Origin of the sequence: Paenarthrobacter sp. RAF54_2 (assembly GCF_052113945.1) — a bacterium.
Classification (GTDB): domain Bacteria; phylum Actinomycetota; class Actinomycetes; order Actinomycetales; family Micrococcaceae; genus Arthrobacter.
The window spans coordinates 56,581-78,857 of sequence record NZ_JBFRDV010000010.1 but is presented as its reverse complement, the minus strand read 5'-3'; the positions used below and the strand labels follow the sequence as shown (position 1 = coordinate 78,857).

Here is a 22,277-nt window from a genome sequence, read left to right as displayed (position 1 = left end):
CAGATTAGCCTCTGGGAGCGTGCAGCGCAAGTCACACGGTTCGTGGACCCTCGTTATGTTCGGGTATCTTGTCCTGATGGGGAAAATGGAAAACCTTGACGAGAAGCGAGCCTACGCGTTCGATATGGGCTTTGGATTCTGCGAGCTCTGTGGCGACGCGTACTTTCTAAACGGTCAAGATGACGGGCCCGACCACCCCTGTCCTACCAGGCCCCGAATCATTGACCCCTCAAAGCACATGGTCACAAACTACAAGAGCGTCCAAGCGTTCCTTAATGTGACCAAGATCCCGCCTGGATACCAGATCATCGTGGAAAACGGTCTTCCCATCGATGTCAACTGCCAAAACCGTGGTTTCGATACCACCGTGGTCTTCTTCCAAGGCGCCATCGATCCGAAATGGACGCTTCCCGCTTTCGGCGGCATGGGCGTCTCGTCCGACGCTCACGTGAATCGAATCTTCATCTCGGACCCAAGCCTAGTCCTGACTGACCGGCTGAACCTCGGATGGTTCGTCGGCAATTCACGCATGAACATCCAGAAGAACCTGCTGGAAATCATCAAGCACATCGTGGGCACGTGGGGAGAGCAGCGACTGGTCTTCTACGGCGCATCAGGCGGCGGCTTTGCATCACTGTTCTTCTCTGCACATTTCCCCGGCTCGCTGGCCCTTGTTTCGAATCCTCAGACAAACGTTGCCAAGTACGAGTTGCCAGCCGTTGAGCGTTTTGCGGAAGTTTGCTATGGCGTCAAGGGTGAGGACCCTATGTCCCGGCTTCCGCACGACGTCACGACCAATCTTGTTGAGCTCTATCGCGAGGCACGAGGCAACGTTGTTGCGTACATGCAGAACAGCACGGATTTCTCTCACGTTGAGGATCACATGAATCCTTTTCTGGCGGCATCGCACCCAGACAACGAAATCCATGTCCTTCTTGGGGACTGGGGAAACGGACATGTCGCACCGCCCAAACCTATTCACGTCGAGGCGCTAACGGTCGCCGCAAGCCCCGATTGGCAATCCGGACTCGCAGCCATGGGGTTTGAGCGTGCCCAGCTAGCGGCTCAGGATTACTAGCAGCAAGCCTGACGTATGGTTCGCTGCCTCGCTTTCAACTAGGTTGAACGGGCTGATTTGTTGAAGACCGCCCTGGAACCCTGGCTACCGTTCAATCTTCCACGATGTTCAACCGTATTGAACATCGTGGAAGATTGAACGCTCTTTGCGGGGCAAATCCTCGACAAATCCTCACAAAAGACTTGGCTAAAAAGACAGCCAACTCTGCGTACAATTTTCTGTGGGGGTCAGCTGGTGGTCTCCAGTTGCCCGCGACCAGCCGTACCAAGCTCAGTCGCCGTCCTAGGATGCCCAACCATGGTAAAAAACTCCCCAATGCGATCCTTGAGGACCGTAGGTTTCGCGCTGACCACGCTCCTCATTACCGGGGGACTGGCCGTACAGCCAGCAGTAGCGGGAGACAGTGACATCATCCCGAGCACCCCACAATCACTCCAGCCGGCACCCGAGGCGGCCACGGACCAATTTATTGTTGGGTTACGGGACAACGTCAAAGCAGCTAAGGCTACTGCTGAGCAGGCTGCAGATCGCGCGGCAACGAAGCTCGGAGTCGCTGTTAAGAGCTCGCACCAGAACGCTGCCGGTGGGCAAGTCATCAAACTCGCTAAGGCACTTTCAGGAACAAAAGCCGAGGAATTCTTGAAAACCCTTCGTGCGGATCCCAACGTTGCCTACGCCGAAGCCGACGCCATTATGCACGTGGCGGCTGATCCGAACGATGCCTACTACCCGATGCAGTGGGACCTATCCGAAGATTTTGCCGGTATTCGGCCTTCTGGAGCATGGCAATACAACCACGGCGAAGGCGTAGTCGTCGCAGTAGTGGACACCGGGATCACCAGTCACGCGGAGCTCGACGCCAATGTGCTGCCGGGCTACGACATGATGTCCGATGCTACCGATGCCCGCGATGGGACTGGTAGGGACGCGGATCCTACAGACCCCGGGGATTGGTCCACAGCAAATCAATGCGAAGTGGGCAGCGCACAGATCAATTCTTCCTGGCATGGAACCCACGTGGCAGGCACAATCGCTGCCATCGGCAACAACACTTACGGTGTAACCGGAGTTGCCCCGAAGGCAAAAATCCTTCCAGTGCGGGCGTTGGGTGCCTGTGGTGGGTATTCATCGGATATCGCAGATGGAATCATTTGGGCCGCAGGCGGGGTAGTTACCGGGGCCCCCATCAATCCCAACCCCGCACGCGTCATCAACCTCAGTCTCGGTGGCATCAGGCCGTGTTCTGCTACCTACCAGAACGCCATCAATTTCGCCTATAACGCTGGGGCGGCGGTCATTGTTGCTGCCGGAAATTCCAACCGCCCGGCGGCTGATTCCAGCCCTGCCAATTGCCAGAATGTCATCACCGTTGCCGCCAGCGACAGGACAGGCGCAAAGGCGCCGTACTCCAACTACGGGAGCGTCATTGATGTAACTGCTCCCGGTGGCGACATGACTTCCTCGGCCGCGAACGGCATCTTGTCCACCTACAACTCCGGGAAAACCACGCAGGGAGCGCCCGGTTATGCGTTCATGCAGGGAACGTCGATGGCGGCCCCTCACGTGGCAGGCCTCGCAGCGCTCCTTTTTTCGGCAGAGGGCGTTGTTCTCACTCCGGAGCACGTGGAACAGCAACTGAAGGAGTCATCGCGCCCACTTCCTGCTGGCTGTCCGGCCGGATGTGGCGCCGGTTTGATTGATGCCACCGCGGCCCTCACAAAGTTTGGTGGGCACCTTCCGGTGACGCCTGCACTCGTAGTTTTCACTGACCGGGATGGCACGTCGAACGATACTTACACGATTCCCACGTCGGCCGGCGTTGAATACTTGGTCGGCGGAAAGGTTCTTGCCGCTGGCACATACGCGGGCAGTGGAGCAGTGACTGTTACTGTCAGGGCTCTTGCAGATTATGCGTTGGCCCCAGCAGTAGTGGCCGAGTGGAAGTTCACCTTCAAGACCTCCGTTCAAAAAATCACCGATTTCGACGGCGACGGCAAGAGCGATGTCCTTGCGAGGGACAGCGGTGGAATTTTGTGGCTGTACCCAGGCAACGGTTCCGGGGGCTGGCTTGCAGCCCGCAAGATCGGTGCAGGCTGGAATGCCATGACGTCCATTGAATCACCCGGTGACTTTAATGGGGACGGCAAGATGGATGTCATCGCGCGGGATGCGAACGGTGTTTTGTGGTTGTACCCAGGCAACGGTTCCGGTGGCTGGTTTGCCGCCCGCCAGATCGGTACTGGCTGGAACGGGATGGCCGCGATCGAGGCACCTGGTGACTTCAATGGGGACGGTAAAACCGATGTGATTGCCCGGGATGCCAATGGTGTTTTGTGGCTTTATCCTGGCAACGGGTCAGGTGGTTGGCTTGCTGCCCGCCAGATTGGTTCCGGCTGGAATGTCATGACCGCTATTGAAGGCCCCGGTGACTTTGACGGGGACGGCAACGTTGATGTTCTGGCCCGTAACGGATCAGGAGTTTTGTGGTTGTACCCGGGTGACGGTTCCGGTGGTTGGCTTGCTGCCCGGCAGATTGGTTCCGGCTGGAATGTCATGACCGCTATCGAAGGCCCGGGAGACTTCAACGGGGACGGCAAGATTGATGTTGTTGCCCGCAACAGTTCCGGGGTTTTGTGGTTGTACCCCGGTGACGGTTCGGGTGGTTGGCTTCCTGCCCGGCAGATTGGTTCCGGCTGGAACGTCATGACAGCCATCGTGTAGTCCGCGCCGAGTTCACCTGCCACCGGGTCATTCCGGCTTCTCCCAGCTGCGCATGGGTAGAATCGAGGCCTGAACATCGCCGGATTGCACTGGATACGGAGAACTCATTGTCAGCTTGGCACGAACTTGGCACGGACAACTACGTCTTGGAGACCGAGGGGTCCTTACTCAACACCGGGCTCGTGGTGGGCAGTGAGCTCGCCATGGTCATCGACACCGGATGTGGCCCGCGTCAAGGCCGCGAGATCCTCGCTGCTGTCCGCGAAAAGACCCAGCTTCCGCTGGTGGTAGTCAACACCCACGCCCATTACGACCACTTCTTCGGCAACGCTGTTTTTGCCGACGACGGCGTGACAGAGTTCTGGGCGCACGCCAACTGTGCGGCAACCATCGAGCGGGACGCCGACAACCAGCGTCGCTTCGTCGCCACCAACGAACCGGAGATGGCCGCGGGGGAGGGTGACGCCGTCGACATCGTTGTTCCGAACGCGATAGTTGGCGACCAGCCTGTTCTGGTGGACCTGGGTGGAATTACGGCCACACTGTTCTACCTGGGCCGCGCCCACACCGACGGTGACCTCTTGGTGGGGACCAATTCGACGCTCTTCGTGGGGGACCTCGTGGAGCAGGGGGCGCATCCTTCGTTTGAGGACTCATATCCCGAGGAATGGGCGGACGTCCTCCGGCACATCTCCGCATTGCGTCACCGGTACGAGTTCCTGGTTCCAGGCCACGGCAAGCCTGCGAGCGACGAATTCGTCAAGACCATGGCCGACACCATGAGCACGGCAGTGCGGCAGGCAACCCAGTCCATCCGCGATATGCCCAACGATGCAACCAAGGCCATTCCGGTGCTGCCTTATGGACCAGAGCAGTCGCGCTGGTTCATCAAGCGGCTCCAGGAGACAAATGCCCAGCACGGGAGGGCTGCTGGTGGATCCTTGGCAACGCCTGATTTTGGACCCGAGAAGACTGGCTTCTATCCTTCTTCATAAATGAAGGTTGCTTATAAATTTGTCATCTTGATTACTGTCTCCCCATGGACTATTGGGTAACACCAGTCCTAGGATGAAGTCGACCATCGGTTTGCGGCTACCTGGGGGGTGTCGAGATGAAGGCCATTCGCGTAATTCCGCGCGCTACTCAGATTCTCCGCTCCGTCATGATCGCTGGCGCCGGTACCGCAATTTGGATGGCGTTGTCCGCGACCGCCGCCAACGCCGATTCCGGGATCACCGATAAGCATTCGCTGGTGGGCGGAGTGACGTCTTCCGTGACGTCAACCGTTTCATCAGCCGACACCGCCGGCAAGCAAACCAACAAGGCACTCAGTTCTGCAACGGGTGCGGTCAAGAAGGCGGCCGCGTCCGTTGCAACTTCCGTCGGGCCCAAGCCCTCCAAAGCCGCCGTCACTATCCCGGTGCCGAACGTACCTCTTCCGGCTCCCGCGAAAGCCGTTGTCCCGGCGAAACCGATAAGCGTGCACGTTCCCGCTGTAACCCCAGTGGTTGAGCATGTTGCGCACTCCACGGACAAGGTCGTAGCCACAGTCCCCGTGGTTCATCGGGCAGTTCCCGGTGACACGGTCGGCAACGTTGTGGATACGGTGGTCAAACCAGCCACTGGAACCGTTGACGACACCGTCGAGGCGGCTGTTCCTCCGGTAAATGATGTCCTGAAACCCATCGGCGTGGAGCCGGTGACGGACGTGACCAACCCGGTTGTAGCGCCCGTCGTTGAGGTCATCGACAGGACCCTGCCGTCTGTGGGCAACGTCTTGCCTCCGCTACCTGGACCCGGAAACCTGCTTCCGCCGCTCTTGGGCGGCGACGGCGCTATGCTCCCCGCGACGCCTGGTGCTGGAGCTGTGCCGCCACCCGCCGTCGGGACCTCACCAGCGACTTCAGCCGCCGAAGGTTCGGCCAATGAATCCGCTGGCCTGCCCCTCGGGACAACCCCGCCCGCCCTCAATACCGACGTTTCACTGGCCTTTGTTCTGGCGCGAGGTTTTGCCCCTGCTTCACCAGGTGCCGTAACCGGCGCCTCTGTCATCGTCGAACCTGAGGCTCCAGCCGAGCTGCCTGCCGACCCCGATGCGGCACCCCTTGGTGTCACCGGCGCGGGCTCAGGTACCTCACAAAACGGGCCACCAAGCCCTGCCGCAGCCTTCCTTCAGGGTGCGCTGATCGTTCCTGCAGACACACTTTCTGGTCCAGCAGCGGCCAGCAATGAAGATCATCCAAAGCCGGTATCTTTCGATCCCGGCTCATCTCCTGACTAGTTCCCCAACCCAGCCGCGCCTCTACATGCGGCCGATGGTTAGCCGGACGATCCGTCATCGGACGTCTTTGGGAACACGACCTTCAGGAGAAGATCACAATGAACTCGACAATTCGCAGGTGCCTGATCGGCACATGCTTTGCCGGAGGCTTGATAGCCCTCGGCGGGACCGCGGCCAACGCGGCAGATACGACCAGTGGAAAGGACGGAACCCTTTCCGGTACACAGGTGGTGGCACCGGTGACCGCGCCAGTCAGCACAGGCGCGACATCACTAGCCCTCGTGGGAGATTCATCCTCAACCACAAAGGCGCCCGCAGCCGCTCCGGCTGCACGGACAGCGCCAGCTGCCAGCACCAACGGTTCCAACGGTGTTGGCTCCGGGACACAGGTAGTCGCGCCCGTAACAGCGCCCATAAACCTGGGCTCGTCATCAGTGGGTCTGCTGGGGGGCTCCACTGCGACGGGCCCAGCCAAACCTGCCGCTCCAACTGCACCAAGCAGTTCGACGACGGCGGCTGGCACCAACGGTACTGGCGGCACAGCCTCCGGTACCCAAGTAGTTGCACCGGTGACGGTCCCCGTAACAGTGGGATCGACGTCGACGGGTGTCCTGGGGGACTCATCGGCAACGACAACACCAGCAGCAACATCAGGTTCTGCGCCGGCCCAAGCGCCAGCGCAGGCAACAACGTCGGGGGGAGAAAGCATCGCATCCGGCGCTCAGGTAGTGGCTCCGATATTGGTCCCTGTTAACATCGGAGCCACTGCCGCGGGTGTGGGTGGAGATTCATCAGCCACGTCCGGCGCACCCTCGAATACAGGCAGCACACCTGCTGCCGCTACTCCCGCTGCTACCACCAGCGGTTCGGATGGCGTTGCTTCCGGGACACAGGTGGCTGCTCCAGTTACGGCTCCTGTGAGTGTTGGTTCGACGTCGGCGGGTGTGCTGGGCGATTCGTCAGCCAGCACTGCCGGTACTTCTGGCGGGACCGCTCCAGCGGGAACGTCGGGGTCCAGCACCTCCGGATCCAAGGGCATTGTCTCCGGGACTCAGGTGGTTGCTCCGATTACAGCTCCTGTGACTGTTGGTTCGACGTCGGCTGGTGTGCTGGGTGATTCTTCAGCCCGCAACACTGGCACCTCCGGTACCTCCGGCACGGGAACTGCCGCAGGGTCCAGCACCAGCGGATCTAACGGCATCGGTTCTGGGACTCAGGTGGCTGCTCCGGTTACAGCTCCTGTGACTGTTGGTTCGACGTCAGTTGGTGCGCTGGGTGGTTCTTCAGCCCGCAACACTGGCACCTCACCTGGTACTTCCGGCACGGGAACGTCGGGTTCCAGCACAAGCGGATCCAACGGCATCGGTTCGGGTACTCAGGTGGCTGCTCCGGTTACCGCTCCGGTGCCTGTTGGTTCGACGTCGGCTGGTGTGCTGGGTGATTCTTCGGCTGGCACTGCCGGTACTTCCGGTGGGACTGCTCCTGCGGGAACGTCGGGTGCTACCACTAACGGATCGGGCGGCGTTGCTTCCGGGACCCAGGTGGTTGTTCCAATCACCGCTCCGGTCACGGTCGACTCCACATCGCTTGGGATTGGTGGCGCTTCAGTCGGAGGCACCACGGCTCCCATTGTGAACCCACCTGTTGTGAATCCGCCCGTGGTTAATCCGCCGGTTGTCAATCCTCCCGTTGTGAATCCTCCGGTGGTCAATCCTCCCGTTGTGAATCCGCCGGTGGTCAACCCTCCTGTCGTCAACCCGCCAACCGTTGACCAGCCTGCTGGTGGTGGAGGACTTGGCATTGACACTGGCACCAACAATCCGGGGACCGAAATTGGGGGTCCCGGATTCGGCAACGCCGGCGTCGGGACCACCGGCGTCGGCGGCGCTCAACCAGGTGGCAGTGTGGTGAACGCAGGCGGCACTCAAGGCGCGCTGACAGCGGGCCTTGCGACCGGCGTCGGGAGTTCCAACTCTTTGGCCACTACGGGATTGGACGGCAGCTTCACCCTCTGGGCACTTGGCCTTCTTCTCACGGGCTTGGCGCTGTCAGCAGGCGGTCGTCGGAAGGCAACCGCTAACCGCATCTAGTCACCTGGACGAGGCCTGGTCTCGCGAGCAGTTGTTGCGGTTCCGGATCTCCGGAACTGCGACAACTGCGAGGCGGCTGGGTTGGAGTCCTAGGATGAAGGGGATGACAACCACTCGAGAAGACCAAGACTTCAGCCTTCGCAGCATTGCGCTACCGGCCTTCGGGCCCGCTCTGTTGTTCTGTATCGGCGAGGGGGCGGTTCTTCCGGTGATCGCGCTATCGGCGCGTGATCTTGGAGCATCCGTGGCAGTCTCGGCGTTGATCGTGACGCTGATCGGCTTGGGGTCCTGGCTCTTCAATATTCCGGCTTCGCTCATCACCATAAAGTTCGGCGAACGCTGGGCAATTGTTGGGGCAGGTGCCGTAGGAGCCATTGCCCTCGGAGCAGCAGCTTTTGCACCACGGATGGAGCACGGGATCTGGTTGCTGGCCGCGGCGATGATCTTGGTCGGTATGTCCGCCAGCGTCTTCAATCTCGCCCGTCAGAAGTACCTGACCGAGGCGGTCCCCGTCATGTTCCGCGCCCGTGCGCTGTCCACCTTGGGCGGCGTCACAAGGATCGGCATCTTTATCGGCCCGTTCATCGGTGCCGGCGTGATGCAGTTCGCCGGAATCAGCGGGGCTTACTGGGTTGGTTTTGTAGGGATGATGGCGGCTGCTGGTTTGTCGCTCACCATCCCGGATTTGGTAGCTCCGGATACGTCCGACGGCGGTCCGGTTCCTCCGGCCTCCACACTCCAAAACGTGGCGGCTTCCCATGCCGGTGTGTTTCTGTCTGTGGGCTTCGGAATCCTGCTGCTGAGCGCTCTGCGCGCCTCGAGGCAAGTGGTCATCCCGCTGTGGGCCGACCACTTAGGCATGGATGCCACGCAAGCATCGCTGATCTACGGCCTCTCCGGCGCCATCGACATGCTGGTGTTCTATCCCGCGGGGAAGCTCATGGATCGCAAGGGACGGCAGTGGGTGGCGGTTCCGTCCACGCTGATCATGGGAACGGCGTTGATCCTCATCCCGTTCACTGGTGGGTTCGTTCCGCTGCTCCTGGTTGCCCTGCTGATTGGCTTTGGCAACGGCATCAGCTCCGGGCTCATCATGACACTGGGCGCTGACTTCTCACCGGATAACGGAAGGAGCCACTTCCTTGGCATCTGGCGGTTCATTGCTGATTCGGGTGCGACGGGTGGGCCTGTGCTCTTGTCTGCCCTGACTGCTGCCATTTCGCTTGCTGCTGGCGTCTGGGCCACGGGTGTCCTGGGCTTCGCAGCGGCAGCCGTGTTCGCCGTCGCAATCCCTCGATTGAGACATCGGCGGAACTACTAGCCCTAATTCTTGGCTGGCTCTTGGGTGGCGTTGCTTCGGGACCCTGTTTGACGCTGCATGAGCCACAAATCAACCCCTTCAGGGTGTTTCCCGGCCGAGGGAAGCTCAAAGAAGGTCAGGAAGCCGCGTGTTCCTGAGTCGCTTGCTCCACGGCAATGTGTGGTTAGTTGGGGATGGCTCGAACCATGTTGTTGCGTTTCTCGTGGGTTAGTTCGACCAGCCCGAGTTTTTCGAGAAGCGGCGGGAGGTACATACCAAAGCGGCCGCGGTAGCCTTTGCGGAGCCCGTACCATCCGGATACAGGGTTGGCGGGATCCCGTCCCCATGCCTCGACGCTTCCCTCTGGTGCTGGTTTGTTCTCATCGGCTGCGCCCAGAGGCACCCAGTTTTGCTGCTCACGGAGCCAAGCGGACAGATCCTCGATGGCCCGCAGGTGATACTTCAGGGTCGTCGACCCTACTTGGCAAATAAGGGCTGGTGGGTCTGATTCCGGGTCGCGGTACATGGAGTACTCCGACGAGCCCGGTGCCGTGACCAGCGCCCATGGGTCTTCCTTCGTTCCTTCAGCAGCCATGACAGGTCCTTTCCGACGTCTTGGGTTTCAGCGTAGAGGACTAAGGCTGCTGCGCCGGAGCGAACGTCCCCGAAAGATCTCTGCCGCGCCGTATCCCAGGCCAAGGACAATCATGCTGCCCAGCCACGCCGTCGACAGGAAGATCAGGACCATCAAGTTCCTGTCCTCGACAGGCTTAAGCGACTGGCCCGCGACGACTACCTGTTCGCCAGCCGGGCGCGCCACCACCGCCATCCGCAGATCCGGCTCCGGCTGCCAGGTCACAGCATCGGATCCGGTCCGTCTTGCCGCCTCGAGCACTCCGGCAGGAAGGACGGGAAAGGATCCATGAAGGGCGGCAGTGCCGGACACCGGTTTGTTATCCGCCCCGTAGACAATGACGAAGACACCGCTGTCAGGGTTCAATTCCAGCGGCGGCGCACTCGGCGCCGCGGAACCAATGGCTTCAACCCGTGCCGCAGCAGCAGCCGTCGGCGCATCATTCGCTGCGCGCCGGCCCAACTGCTGCAGCGTGACATAGGCACTTCCGAAGATGAGAGTGACGATGATGGCTGCGGCCAGCCAACCGATGACCCGTTGCATTCCTCCATCATGGGCTCCATCTTGCCGAAGTACACCAAAAATGGGGAAAAATGGGCATCCAAAACCTAAACTCGCAGCCCGGCCTGGGACTTCTTAACGAGTTCTTAATTGCCCACGCGGAGGATTGGAAGAACGATACGTCTTGCCGAAGGGTCCCATGTTCCCGCAACATACACCTCGCTCTGTACCCCTACAGCGGCTGCCCGCGCCCAAACACTGGCTGGCCATTGGGCTGATATTGGTGGCAGTCGTCATCGCCGTCGGGCTGGCGGTCCAGCTCGTGCCAGGCTTCACGTCGGCTGAGCTGTCTGTGGATCAGAACTTCAGCCGCAACCATAACCCTGTCCTGACCGGTTTAGCGCTGGCCTTGAACCTGCTGTTCGCACCTGTGGTGGGAGCGCTGGTGGTGCTCGCTACAAGTCTGTATCTCCTGCTGATTCGACGTTCCCCGCAGAAAGCTGTGCTGTTTGCCCTCACGGTGGGTTCGGGATGGTTGACCTGCCAACTGTTCAAGGTGGTCATCGGCAGGATCCGGCCTGACCCGGCACTCTTGTTGGACCCGCTGGCCCCCGAGCCGGTATCCAACAGCTTTCCCAGCGGGCACACGTCTTTGGCGGTCGCCCTGGCCATTGCAGCGTATTTCCTGGCCCGGGGTAGCCGCTGGGAAAAGCCGGTTCTCTGGACAGGAACGATCCTCGCAGTGATCGTCGCCTGGTCCCGTGTCTACATCGGCGCGCACTATCCCCTGGATGTCATGGCATCGTTTCCGGCAACCATTGGCGTCGTCGTGCTGATGGCTGGTCTCTGGAACCGTCACGCACCCTCGATTGTTGCCCGGCTCCAGTCAGCCTCGTCATCCCGTTCCCACGCGAGTCCCCATCGAAAGAAGCCATAATGGACGCCCTCGCTCTGGCACCGACACTGAGCCCCGCCGAACTGCTGCCAATCCTGGATCCTGCCAATCTTCTGCAGGGTTTGGGCCCTGCAACGCTGGCAGTCGTGGCCCTGATCATCTTTATCGAGTCCGGTGTCCTGTTCCCGTTCCTGCCGGGCGACTCGCTGCTCTTCACGGCCGGGCTGCTCCACCAGCAACTGAATCTGACACTGCCCGTACTCATCACCGTCGTGAGCGTGGCGGCGATCGCAGGCGACCAAGTAGGCTACCTGCTTGGTCGCCGGTTCGGACGCCGATGGTTCTCGGATGATGCCCGCATACTGAAGTCTGCGCACCTGAGAAAAGCAGAAGAGTTCTTCCGGCGCCGTGGTGGCCCGGCACTGGTCCTGGCGCGCTTTGTACCCGTGGTGCGGACCTTCGCCCCGCTCAGCGCCGGAATTGCCCGCTACAACTACAAGTCCTTCGCTCTCTGGAACATCACCGGGGCAATCCTCTGGGCCGCCTCGGTGACGCTGCTCGGTTCCTGGCTGGGCCGCTTTGACTTCGTGGCCAAGAACATTGACGTCATAGCAATCGTCATGGTCCTCGTGTCCGTGCTGCCGTGGGGGATCGAATTCCTCAAACACAAGCGGGCCCGTAAGTCGGAAAATGACCAGCGCGCAACAATGGATTCGTGATCACTGCAAGCAAGCCATCACTGCTCCTGGTCGAAGACGACGTCGTCCTCGGGCCGCTCATCGCCGATCTCCTCGAGCCGGACTACCAGGTTCACGTCGCCGTCGACGGCCATGAAGGCCTGCATCGGGGACTCTCCCGGACCTGGGATGTGATGGTGGTGGACCGGGGCCTGCCCGGCATGGACGGCGTCGCGCTGATTGCCGCGCTCAGGTCCAGGGGCATCGCCACCCCTATCCTCATACTCACCGCCCTCGGCGCAACGGAGGAGAAGGTCAGGGGACTCGACGCCGGCGCGAACGACTACATGACCAAGCCCTTCGACGTCCTGGAACTGGGGGCCCGGCTAAGGGCGTTGACCCGCAGCTACCAGCAAGTTTTCAAGACCTTCAGTATTGGAGACTGGGAACTGGACCCTTCTTCCAGGTCCATCCGTTCCATTCACGGATTCCTCGCCTCATTGACCGCCAAGGAGAGTGAATTGCTGGCTACGATGGCCGCCCAACCGGACCGCGTGTTCACGCGGGAAGAGCTAATCAATGCCACCTTGAGCCAAGGTGAACTGCCTGGAGTGATCGACACCTACGTCCACCACCTGCGCAGGAAGATCTCCAGATCGATCATCCGCACCGTGCACGGAGTGGGGTACCAGATCGGCGATGCGAATGACTAAACATCCTGCTCCTTTGGGCCAGGACCAGGCATTCCTCCGTAGGGCATCGATGAGAATCGCTCTTCGCATCAGTGCCGCCTGTGCCGTTCTGGTCCTCTGCCTCCTGGCGGCGTCTACGCTCTACCTCCTTAACCAGTCCGGCAGCCCGCAACCTGCTGAACCCGGCGCCGTGTACGCCTATCTTGATACCAACGATCTGATCAAAGCCATGATCGTCGCGGGGGCGGCCGGCATCCTGCTGGCCGGGGGCATTGGCTGGGTCAGTGCCCGAAGCGCGATCCGTCCGCTGGGCGAAGCGCTGGCGATGCAGCGGCGCTTCGTCCAAGACGCGAGCCATGAGATGCGTACGCCCTTGGCCATCCTGGACGCCAGAATTCAACTGGCACAGCGGGGGACAACACCTGATACGGCGGCCGCCCAAGCGCTTGCCCGGATCCGGAGCGACACGGCCGCGCTGACGGCGATAGTCAACGAACTCCTGGAATCCGCCATCGGAACAGGACAGGAACCGGACATTGCCCTGACCAACGTCGCCGGGGTTGCCCAGGACGTGGTGGACAGTGTCCGCCAATTGGCCGTTGACCGAGGCATCACCCTGGATTGTTCCAGCATGGGGCAAGCGCAGGCGCTTATTAATCCTCAAAGACTGCACCGTGCAATCCTGGGTCTGGCCGAGAACGCACTCGTCCATACGCCAGCGGGAGGCCACATAACGGTCGCCACCAACGTGGCCGGCGGCCAGGCCACGATCACCGTGACCGATACGGGTCCAGGCATCACCGGCATTGACCGGGCCCGGATCTTTGACCGATTCGCCCGAACAGCCCATCAAGGCGTGGGCCAGCAGCAACGAAGCTTCGGCATCGGGTTGTCCCTTGTTCGCGAGATAGCCGTCGCTGCGGGCGGCTCCGCGGACGTGGCCTACACGGGCCCGCAAGGAACCTCCATGAGGATCACATTGCCCGTAGCAACGACAAAGCCAGAACTCCCACGGGAAGGTGTGGCCCAAAGGTCCGTCCGCCGTTGGCCTTCACGACGCCGGTAGCCGAATCACCGGTCCAACGGCGCCGGACGCACCCGAACAGCGGCACGGGAAGCGATGACTGAAACGGCGGTGAACGCACCGGCCGCCATGATTCCGGCTAGGACCACAATCTGGAACCTCCCGGCTTCAAGCGGTGAAACGCCGCCGAAGATCGCCCCGACGAAAGCACCGGGAAGAGTTACCAGCCCCGTGGTCTTCGTTTGGTCAATCGAGGGAATCAACGCTGAATAGACGGCGCGACGGGCCAATTCCAACGTCGACCGGCGAGGTGTCGCACCCAGGGCCAACCACCCTTCCACTTCCTCCCAATGATCAGTGACGGCCTCCGAGAAACGGCGACCGGCCAGAGTCGCCGTGGTCATGGCGTTGCCGATGATGATGCCACCAATCGCCAATGCATAACGTGGAGTCAGCTCAACCGCGCCAGTTGCGAAGATGATGCTGAGCGTCACGGCGATGCCAAGACCCATGGATCCGCCGACGAGGCCAAGGTTTTTCCAACTCCACCCGACGCGGCGGGCAGCAGTGGCTGCAGCCACAGCAAACATGATCAGCAACGCCAGCGCCACGAAGGCGGGACTTGAGATGACACCGCTGAGGATGACACTGATCGCAGCTAACTGAAGTGTCCCCCTTAGGATCGCCAACGCTGGCGCCCACCTGTAAGGCACTCTATAGGCGGTCAGCACTGCCGCGGTCAGGGTCACGAGGAGGACGACCCCCAGCAAGGTCGGAACCAAGGCCTCGATCGTCGTCATCCAGCCAGCCTATCGAGGACAGCCAAAAATCCTGTCAGGGGTGCTCTCCGTGCCCGGCCGCCCTAAGATATGGGTCTCTTCGGTCGGCGCTGGCAAACCAAGTTTTAATGGCCGTTCGGGGAAGAACGCCGGATTCGTCTTAGTATCATTATTACAAAGATTGACAGCTTATTACTGACTGCGTGACAAGCTGCTCGCACAGCAGGACGTGCGTCCAAGGGGGGATGGAAATGCCTGCAGAACGGGTGGGATTGGTCATAGAGGACGACCTGGATTTCCGGAGCCTTGTCAGTGCCGTGGTTGGTTCGGTCGGCGTCAGTGTTCGTAGTGTCGCTACCGGTGCGGCCGGCGTCGATGCCGCGCGGGAGTATAAGCCGGACATCGTCGTGCTGGATTTTGGGCTGCCGGACTTAAATGGGCTTGAGGTCGCGTTGCGGATCAGGGAATTCAGTGATGTGCCCATTCTTGTGCTGACCGGACGCACGGACGTTGCGGATAGCATGCTCGCGGCTGGGGTCGATGAATTCATGACCAAGCCTTTCAGAGTGCGGGAACTACGCGAACGCGTATTGACTATTCTGCGAACCACCTGAGCTTTCATGGGGTTTCCCCAGTTTTCGTCGAGGTTTTGCCCAGTTCGGGCCGGACCGGCGGGTGAGGCTGTTAGCTTCGTAGTGTCGATGTGGTTTCCGCCGAAACAGGGCCGGTTAGTCCGGCCAGGTGTCAAGCGGCACAGCGAATACGATTTGGGGGAATCGCTATGACTTTACTTCTTTCGTGTTGGCGGGCCGGACTCCATCGCAAACGCCGCCCATCTAGAAAAGGTGGCCAGGTCACGGGGTCCGCTCAGGGGCTGCCGGGCAAACCAAACCGAAAGAGAACCAATATGCGCAAGTCTGCAAAGATCATCACCGCCCTGTCCGTTGCCGGCCTCGCCGTCGCCGCGGGTTCCGCCTTCACCGGTACGGGTGTCACAAAAACAGGCCAGGCATCAGCCGACCAGTTTGTCGGCGGTACCGTCAGCCAGACGGTCAGTGGCGCCACATTGACAACCATCGCCTATGGCTTCGATGACGCCGACGCCAACACACGGGTAAACAGCATCACTCTCACGTTCGCGGGCACTGTCAATGGCCGTGCCGTTGCCGCTACCCCGTCTGGTGGTTCCGGTGGAACGTTCACCTGCTCGGCCACTGCTTCCAACGCTTCCTCGTGCACCTTCGTCCCTGCCGATACGGAGACGGGCTACACGGGCTTGACTAGCCTCGCCGTCACTGTCAGCTAGTTCGGGGGCGGGGGCGGCCCAAGACTGGGCCGCCTCCGCCCTCACTTCTTTGGGGGATACATATGGCTAATCGGGCGGTACGGCGGGTGATGGGGTTTGTCCTGTCCGGGCTGGCTGCGCTGCTGCTGACCGTGTCAGCGGTAGTGCTGATGAGCGGCCAAGTGTCTGTGGTCATCACCCATGGCAACAGTATGAACCCCGTCTATTACCAGGGTGACCTGGTGATCGTGCAGCGCGCCTCGTCCTATGGGATTGGCGAGATAGCCGCTTACAAGCTCCCCGCGAAAAACGACGTCGCATTGCACCGCATCATCGCCGGTGACGCCTCGGGGTTTGTCTTCAAGGGCGATAACAACGAATCCATAGACCCGCTCACTCCGGGTGCTCGTGAGCTCACCGGTCGAGCAGTGCTACATATTCCCCAAGGGGGAGCTTGGTTGGAGTTGCTGACTAGCCCTCCGGTCCTGGGCGTCGTTGCGTTCGCCCTGATAGTGGGCGGCGGTGCAGCCACCACAGTCCGAGAACGGCGCAAGCGAAGGAAAACAGCCATGTCCCGACACACCACCGAGCTCCCGGTCAGGCCGCTCTCCGTTGCTGGTCTCCCGCCCACCCTGAGGGTGACTGCCATTGTCACGCTTGTTCTGGGGATCCTCGGTACCGTCCTGGGCGTTTTGGCCTGGTCCGGCCCACTGGAGGAGTCATCGGCGTCGGCGGTCAAAAGTGGAACGAAGATGGATTTCTCATACAGCGCCGCCGTCGGGCGAAGCGCTGCCTACGACGGCACCACCGCCAATTCACCGGACCCGGTGTTCCGTAAACTCGCCACCATCGTTGACATCACTTACTCCTACAAGGGTGATCCGGGAACCATCGCCGTCACCGCTGAACTCTCAACTCCATCCGGCTGGCATTCAACGCTGCCCCTTGCCGGACCCACAGCCTTCACTGACCAGGAGTATCACGGCACGGTCCGGTTGGACCTGAACGCCCTGGAAGCGAAAGCACAAGCCGCTGCTACAGCAACGGGCGTAGCATCGGCCCCGGTGGCCGTCGCTATCACCCCGCGGGTGACCACGGCCGCGGGGGCGGAGTTCACACCAAAGCTGAAACTGAGCCTCACGCCGTTGCAGTTCGGCCTGGCGAACGACCAAACCGAGCTCACCGTCACGGACTCCTCTACGGTTCAGCAAGTCATAACAGCCCCCCGGATGCTTGGGTTCAACGGCTGGTCCATTACCGCGCTCACCGCAAGAATCATCTCCGCAGTGCTGTTGCTGGGAGCGATGACAACCGCTGCCATCCTGATCGTGTTCGCGCAACGAACCGTCCCAAGCGATGAAGCCGCGGCCATCCGCCGCCGCTACGCCGCGCTGCTGGTGAGGGTCCACCCGATTACGGCACCGCAGGGACGGCCGGTCATCGACGTCACCACCTTCGCCACCCTGGCCAAACTCGCGGAACGCTACGGACTGCTGGTCCTGCACTGGTCCCGCGGCGGAGTGGAAACCTTCGTCGTCCAGGACGAAAACATCACCTACCGCTACCGTGCCGGGGGCAACCAAAGCGCTTCCGAGACAGTCCAGGCCCGTTCAGGAGCCGACGTGTAAACGGAAAGGAAACTCTTGATCCATCGATTAGATTAAAGGTAACCGGACGACCCTTCCACCGCCGACGTGCCAGGCAGAAAAGTCTGCGGGACTTGTGGTCAGGAATGGGCGGAAAGGGCGTAGCCTGAGCTTTGAGGATAATCGCTCCTAACGCTGGGCCATTCCGTGGCGCATCTTGGCGTCACCCGCCCGGCGGTTGGGTTCGCTCAATGTACGTACACATTCTGTGCGGCCTTCACATTCAATTTCACTTGCGCTAAATCGCAGCGAGTCCCATCCAACTACCCCATTATTGAAGGGCAGTGCTGATAAGAATGCACATCAGGGAAATTTGGAACCAGCTTTCTCCGGATACGCGGCAATGGCTTATCGACAATCCCGGGAGCATGATCATCCCGCGTACGGTAACGGCCAAGCTCAACCATGAAAGTGGTGAGGACGGTCCTGTTGACGGGCACGGAGGCACATTGCTGACCGAAGATGACCGGGAATTCATCCAGGACCAAGCACGGGCCAGCAAGAAGGAGTACGCCGGGGATCCCAGGTTCTTCGATTCTGTCCGCCCGGAGGACTGAGCGCACCCAAACAAGCGGCCAGTTCCAGGCCGGCAGCGCGACTTGAGCGTCGCTTGAAAGCCGGGCTGCCGCCGTCGAACGTTTCGATCCCCTGTGCCCTAGCGCTTCCTGGCCGCCAAGCCGAACAGCCACGTCCCGCCCAGGGCTGACAAGTATCCAGCAACCACAATGAATGCAGTCCCGGCCCAGAAGTAGTCCGCAGTGCTGTCGGCGCTGAGTCCCGGCATTACCTGGAGCAGTGAGTAGCCGGCCACGATAGCTGCCAGGAGCAAAGCAACGGCGGTCAGCCATACCCAGAGCCGTGATGCCGCCCAGTGCTCGCCGTAGCCCTTCCAAACATTCCAGGCACTGCCACTGCGAAGGATTAGCCAGCCAGCCGGCAGCATGACGGCGCCCACCACAAGGAAAGCGGCTACGACGTCGGATGGTCGATGCCATTGGTTGATGAGGGTCGAAACTCCAGTGGCCACCGCGAACGTGCTGCCGAGGAAGCCCGCGAGAGGCCGCCAGCGGGGCGAGACCATCAGGAAGACCGCCGCCGCAGCAGACGCTGCCAACGTTGTGTGGCCGGAGGGGAGTGAGTTGAGTTCAAGTGTCTGCACGCCGCGGTCGGGCCTGTCCGGGATAAAGAACTTCAAGACTTGCGTGGCCAGGTTGGCAGCGATGCACGCGGCCACGGCGATTCCGGCAGCCGTCCAACGGCGACGCGCAACGGTCACGAAGAGCACCACGATGGCGGCGATGGCCACCGACAGGATGGGCAGCATATCCAGGAACCTGGTAGACGCCCTGCCCGCAGACCCGCTCAGTTCGGTGGCTTCAACCAATGCCGACTCGTCTATGAACTGACCCAAAGTGGTCCGCACGAAGAAGTAGTACGTGACAACCAAACCCAGCACGCTGGCGATGGTGGCCAAGCAGAAAAGCAGTCCTGTACCGACGCCGGGCTTGCGACCTTGTGCTGACCGGTCAAGGGACATCGCTATGGGGCGGGACTGCTGGGAATTCATTGAATCAAGACTGCCACAGTTCGCTGGAAGGCTCATGTGAGGATGCCTTCGGCGCGGCGGATATACCAATAAGGCGCCTTATGGTCAAGGGCAAATCGGCCTATTCTTAACCTATGGAACCTACTACAGGCCTGATGCTGGCGTTGCTGGCTGTGATTGTCTGGCTGGGGATAACCATTGTGCCGCTGATGCTGCTGGCTCCGTCGCATTCCCGGGAAGATGGGACCTCCTCGAACCGGAGGGGCCGCCGCGAGGGTCACACGAGGGCGTTTTCGGGCGCGCGCCCGGTCTTCTCACACTCATCCGCGAGAACCCGCTCGATGCGGCATCCTCGCATCCAGCACTGAAACCCCGCCCGGCACTGAAACCCCGCCCAGCACTGAAACCCCGCCTTGCCCTGAAACCCTACCCGGTTCTGAAACCCTGTCCGGCCGTGGGTCGGAGGAATTGACTTGGCGCCGCTTTTGCCGGTCACGCAGCCACCGCTCCACGCTGCCCATGGCACGCGTCGCCATAGCCCAGTAAGCCACGCCCACAAGCAATGACGCCGCGAGGGCCAGCCCTTTATGGGCCTGTTCAAAGAGCGGGTAGACCAACCAGTGCGTGACGTAGATATACAGTGACGAGCTGGCCAAAAGAGCCGTGATGCGATGCAGGCCGCGCGGCACGGGCAAGGTAGGAATCCACAGGAGGATGAGGAAACCTACCAGGATGGTGGCGCTGCGGTATTCGTTGCTGAAGGACCCGGGAATCGTCAGTAGGGCGAAGGCGGTCATGGCAGCACGTTGCCACCACTCCCGCGAAACAGCCGCAGCCCATCCGAAGGCGAACAGCCAAAGGACAGGTCCCTGCCCAGGGTAGGGCAACTCGATGATGTCGAAGCGCTGCAGGAGGTCGACGCCGGCCAGCGCCAGTGGAAATGCCCATGGCCATCTGCGTGCGGCGCGGTCCACCGCGGGTATGGCCAGCAGGAGAGCCAACCCGATCAGGATGTGAACCAGCACTTCAACGAACCAGAAGCGGGACATGTCCGTCCACCCTTGGGGACCAACGACTGAGTTCAACAAGAACACGTTGTGCCAGCCGTAATCGTCGGTGACGGCGAACGCGATGCCGATGACAACGACGCTGGGTACGACAATGCGCGTGACGGCACGTAATTGCCTCCGAAGCCGTTCCCGCCGGGATCCCGTTAGTTGGAAGCGGGCAAAGTTGTAGCCGGCCACCGCCATCAGCACGTGGGCGGTGCCTTCCCAGGAGAAGAATTTGATGTGCGTGGCCACGATGAAAATGATGGCCAGCGCGCGCAGCACGATCCCCGTCTCCATTTGCGCTGCCAGCGTTCCCCGCCAGTTCCGGAGAAGTGCTTTGGCGCGTGCACCTTCATGGGCCGGGTGGACTGGATTGCCTGCAGCTGCGGGTGCCGGGACAAGCTCGCAAATGGGCATGAGGTGCCACCCTTGCGGGATGCGGCCAAGTGCACGCTCAAGCCGTACCGACGCCGCCACGTAGGAGAGCGAATCTCCGCCGAGGGAAACGAAGCTGTCAGTCTCTGTAATGTCCGGGCGTTCCAGGACGTCTGCGAAAATCTCGAGCACAGTCTCTGTCCCCGGGACGCGAACGGAGGATTCTGCCCCTTGGCCTGGCTCAGGGTGCGCAGACAACGCCAGGATGGCCGGATAGTCAGGCTTCCCGTTGCCGAGCCGTGGAATGTCTGCGACCGAATGCAGTTGGACGGCCCCGCGGGGGACGCCCAGATCCTGCGCAAGGCTCTTGGCCACCAAGGCAAGATCGTGTTGGCCTTCCACTGCTGCAACCACGACGTCGTCTGAGCCAGCGGCCGCGGCGGCCAGGCCAAGATCTGCAAGGAGTCGCTCAACACGTCCCAAATCAACGCGGAGCCCGACGATCTTCACAAAGCGGCTGCGCCTGCCCACAATCTCGTAGAGTTCATCAGGGCCGAGCCTCGCGAGGTCGCCGGTGTGGAGCTCTGTGATTTCCCGGCCAAGGGCCAAGTCTTCGGGCTTCTCGGCATATCCCAGCATGACGTTGGGCCCGGTGTAGACGAGTTCCCAGTCATCCAGCCCCGGCACTGGTTCGAGCCGGAATTCTCCTCCGGGAATCGCGACGCCAATGGCCTGCGGATGTTCCGCCGCCAAGTCCGGTGGCAGGTAGGCCATGCGGGCGGTGGCTTCAGTCTGCCCGTACATGACGAAAAGGTCCCAGCCGCGCTCCCGGCCCAACTCTGCATAGGACCGGACGCGCTCGGGAGCAAGGCGACCTCCAGCCTGGGTGATGTAGCGCAGGCTGGGAACATCCATGTGCTCGAATCCCACACGGTCCAGAAGCTCGAAAGTGTAGGGCACGGCGGCGAACGAGGTCACGCCCTCGGTGCGGACCAGGTCCCMAAAACAAGGGTCCACGACGGAGAGGTCCGTCAACGCCAGGGATGCACCCACCAGCAAATGGCTGTTCACCACGCTCATCCCGTAGCAGTAGGAGAGAGGAAGCGTTGTGGCGGCAGTATCGCTGGGACGCAGGTGCAGGTATTGTGCGATTGCCTCTGCGTTTGCCTGGATGGAAGCCGCGGAAAGGCGAACGAGTTTCGGCGAGCCTGTAGATCCTGAAGTGCTCACCAAGAGTGCCAGATCCGGGTGCAACTCGTGTGTTGTCTCATCGCGGCGCACGTCCAGGACGGGCTCGCCGTTGGAGGCCCGCGCGATGATGTCCGGATCGTAGGCGGCAATGAGTGTTTCGGCTGCTTTTCCTCCGCCCGCGGGCAGGATGAGCAACGGATGGCCCGATGCCAAGGCCGCGAGATACACGGTCAACGACGGCAAAGTGTTGTCAGCTTCAAGGGCAACCAAGCGGCGCGCAGGGCCAAGTTGGCGCGCCATATCCTCTACTCGCGCGGCAAGGTCGCGGTAGCTGATGGAGCTGTGCCCGGTGCTGATGGCGGTGCGGTCGCCGAAGGACGCCAGGTTGGTGGCGAACGACATTCGGGCAACGTCCGGATGGGTAGTCACGAAAGACTATGTAACAAGGTAAAGCTAACCTAACTCAACTGGATAATGCCTTGGCGAAGAATCATGACGCGGCGGCGGCCC

The 22,277-nt window shown here is 61.2% G+C and carries 19 protein-coding genes; 14 read left to right on the top strand and 5 right to left on the bottom strand.

Annotated elements, in window-relative coordinates; translation table 11 throughout:
- Positions 1–19 precede the first annotated feature (19 nt).
- The 6 genes from AB4Y87_RS12110 (at position 20) to AB4Y87_RS12085 (ending at position 9,491) form a co-directional block, all read left to right on the top strand.
- Positions 20–1,078 carry a hypothetical protein gene (locus tag AB4Y87_RS12110; RefSeq protein WP_442004584.1) on the top strand — a complete coding sequence of 353 codons (1,059 nt, stop codon included), beginning with the start codon at positions 20–22 and terminating at the stop codon, positions 1,076–1,078.
- A 297-nt stretch (positions 1,079–1,375) separates the two neighbouring features.
- Positions 1,376–3,799, top strand: coding sequence for a S8 family serine peptidase (locus AB4Y87_RS12105; RefSeq protein ID WP_442004583.1), 2,424 nt, complete (start codon positions 1,376–1,378; stop codon positions 3,797–3,799).
- A 107-nt stretch (positions 3,800–3,906) separates the two neighbouring features.
- Positions 3,907–4,794 (top strand): MBL fold metallo-hydrolase, encoded by an 888-nt coding sequence (locus tag AB4Y87_RS12100; protein WP_431116117.1) that lies wholly within the window; start codon positions 3,907–3,909, stop codon positions 4,792–4,794.
- Positions 4,795–4,910: 116 nt separating this feature from the next.
- On the top strand, positions 4,911–6,080 hold the full coding sequence (locus AB4Y87_RS12095) for a hypothetical protein (protein WP_442004582.1): 1,170 nt from the start codon (positions 4,911–4,913) through the stop codon (positions 6,078–6,080).
- A 98-nt stretch (positions 6,081–6,178) separates the two neighbouring features.
- Entirely contained in the window at positions 6,179–8,170 is a 1,992-nt protein-coding gene (locus AB4Y87_RS12090; protein ID WP_442004581.1) for a beta strand repeat-containing protein, read from the top strand.
- A gap of 103 nt (positions 8,171–8,273) precedes the next feature.
- Positions 8,274–9,491, top strand: coding sequence for an MFS transporter (locus AB4Y87_RS12085; RefSeq protein ID WP_442004580.1), 1,218 nt, complete (start codon positions 8,274–8,276; stop codon positions 9,489–9,491).
- Between the two features lie 163 nt (positions 9,492–9,654).
- On the opposite strand, the gene AB4Y87_RS12080 is transcribed toward AB4Y87_RS12085, so the two are convergent.
- Positions 9,655–10,065 (bottom strand): DUF6855 family protein, encoded by a 411-nt coding sequence (locus tag AB4Y87_RS12080; RefSeq protein ID WP_442004579.1) that lies wholly within the window; start codon positions 10,063–10,065, stop codon positions 9,655–9,657.
- A 27-nt stretch (positions 10,066–10,092) separates the two neighbouring features.
- Complete coding sequence (locus AB4Y87_RS12075; protein WP_442004578.1) at positions 10,093–10,647, bottom strand: hypothetical protein; 555 nt, start codon at positions 10,645–10,647, stop codon at positions 10,093–10,095.
- 241 nt (positions 10,648–10,888) lie between these two features.
- On the opposite strand from AB4Y87_RS12075, the gene AB4Y87_RS12070 reads away from it, so the two are divergent.
- The 4 genes from AB4Y87_RS12070 to AB4Y87_RS12055 are packed head-to-tail and all read left to right on the top strand — an operon-like array spanning position 10,889 to position 13,935.
- A complete protein-coding gene (locus AB4Y87_RS12070) occupies positions 10,889–11,542 on the top strand; it encodes a phosphatase PAP2 family protein (protein WP_442004577.1) in 654 nt (217 codons plus the stop codon).
- Positions 11,542–12,219, top strand: a complete 678-nt coding sequence (locus tag AB4Y87_RS12065; protein ID WP_442004576.1) for a DedA family protein — start codon at positions 11,542–11,544, stop codon at positions 12,217–12,219. The genes AB4Y87_RS12070 and AB4Y87_RS12065 overlap by 1 nt, the downstream gene beginning before the upstream one ends.
- The gene (locus tag AB4Y87_RS12060) at positions 12,216–12,890 is read left to right on the top strand and encodes a response regulator transcription factor (RefSeq protein WP_442004575.1); all 675 of its coding nucleotides are present in this window, start codon (positions 12,216–12,218) and stop codon (positions 12,888–12,890) included. Before AB4Y87_RS12065 ends, AB4Y87_RS12060 begins: the two co-directional genes overlap by 4 nt.
- Positions 12,883–13,935 (top strand): sensor histidine kinase, encoded by a 1,053-nt coding sequence (locus AB4Y87_RS12055; RefSeq protein WP_442004574.1) that lies wholly within the window; start codon positions 12,883–12,885, stop codon positions 13,933–13,935. Before AB4Y87_RS12060 ends, AB4Y87_RS12055 begins: the two co-directional genes overlap by 8 nt.
- 5 nt (positions 13,936–13,940) lie before the next feature.
- On the opposite strand, the gene AB4Y87_RS12050 is transcribed toward AB4Y87_RS12055, so the two are convergent.
- The gene (locus AB4Y87_RS12050) at positions 13,941–14,693 is read right to left on the bottom strand and encodes an ABC transporter permease (protein ID WP_442004573.1); all 753 of its coding nucleotides are present in this window, start codon (positions 14,691–14,693) and stop codon (positions 13,941–13,943) included.
- A 230-nt stretch (positions 14,694–14,923) separates the two neighbouring features.
- Here AB4Y87_RS12050 and AB4Y87_RS12045 point away from each other — a divergent pair, with 230 nt between their 5' ends.
- The 4 genes from AB4Y87_RS12045 to AB4Y87_RS12030 all read left to right on the top strand — a co-directional run bounded on the left by AB4Y87_RS12045 (position 14,924) and on the right by AB4Y87_RS12030 (position 18,160).
- Positions 14,924–15,286, top strand: a complete 363-nt coding sequence (locus tag AB4Y87_RS12045) for a response regulator transcription factor (RefSeq protein ID WP_442004572.1) — start codon at positions 14,924–14,926, stop codon at positions 15,284–15,286.
- Between the two features lie 293 nt (positions 15,287–15,579).
- Positions 15,580–15,978 carry a hypothetical protein gene (locus AB4Y87_RS12040; protein WP_442004571.1) on the top strand — a complete coding sequence of 133 codons (399 nt, stop codon included), beginning with the start codon at positions 15,580–15,582 and terminating at the stop codon, positions 15,976–15,978.
- A 62-nt stretch (positions 15,979–16,040) separates the two neighbouring features.
- Positions 16,041–17,585, top strand: coding sequence for a signal peptidase I (locus AB4Y87_RS12035; RefSeq protein WP_442004570.1), 1,545 nt, complete (start codon positions 16,041–16,043; stop codon positions 17,583–17,585).
- Positions 17,586–17,971: 386 nt separating this feature from the next.
- Positions 17,972–18,160 carry a hypothetical protein gene (locus tag AB4Y87_RS12030; protein ID WP_442004569.1) on the top strand — a complete coding sequence of 63 codons (189 nt, stop codon included), beginning with the start codon at positions 17,972–17,974 and terminating at the stop codon, positions 18,158–18,160.
- A gap of 98 nt (positions 18,161–18,258) precedes the next feature.
- Here AB4Y87_RS12030 and AB4Y87_RS12025 read toward each other — a convergent pair whose 3' ends face one another.
- Together AB4Y87_RS12025 and AB4Y87_RS12020 are read right to left on the bottom strand one after the other, a co-directional pair.
- Entirely contained in the window at positions 18,259–19,170 is a 912-nt protein-coding gene (locus AB4Y87_RS12025; protein ID WP_442004568.1) for a phosphatase PAP2 family protein, read from the bottom strand.
- Positions 19,171–19,469: 299 nt separating this feature from the next.
- Positions 19,470–22,196, bottom strand: a complete 2,727-nt coding sequence (locus AB4Y87_RS12020; protein ID WP_442004567.1) for an AMP-binding protein — start codon at positions 22,194–22,196, stop codon at positions 19,470–19,472.
- Between the last annotated feature and the right edge of the window lie 81 nt (positions 22,197–22,277).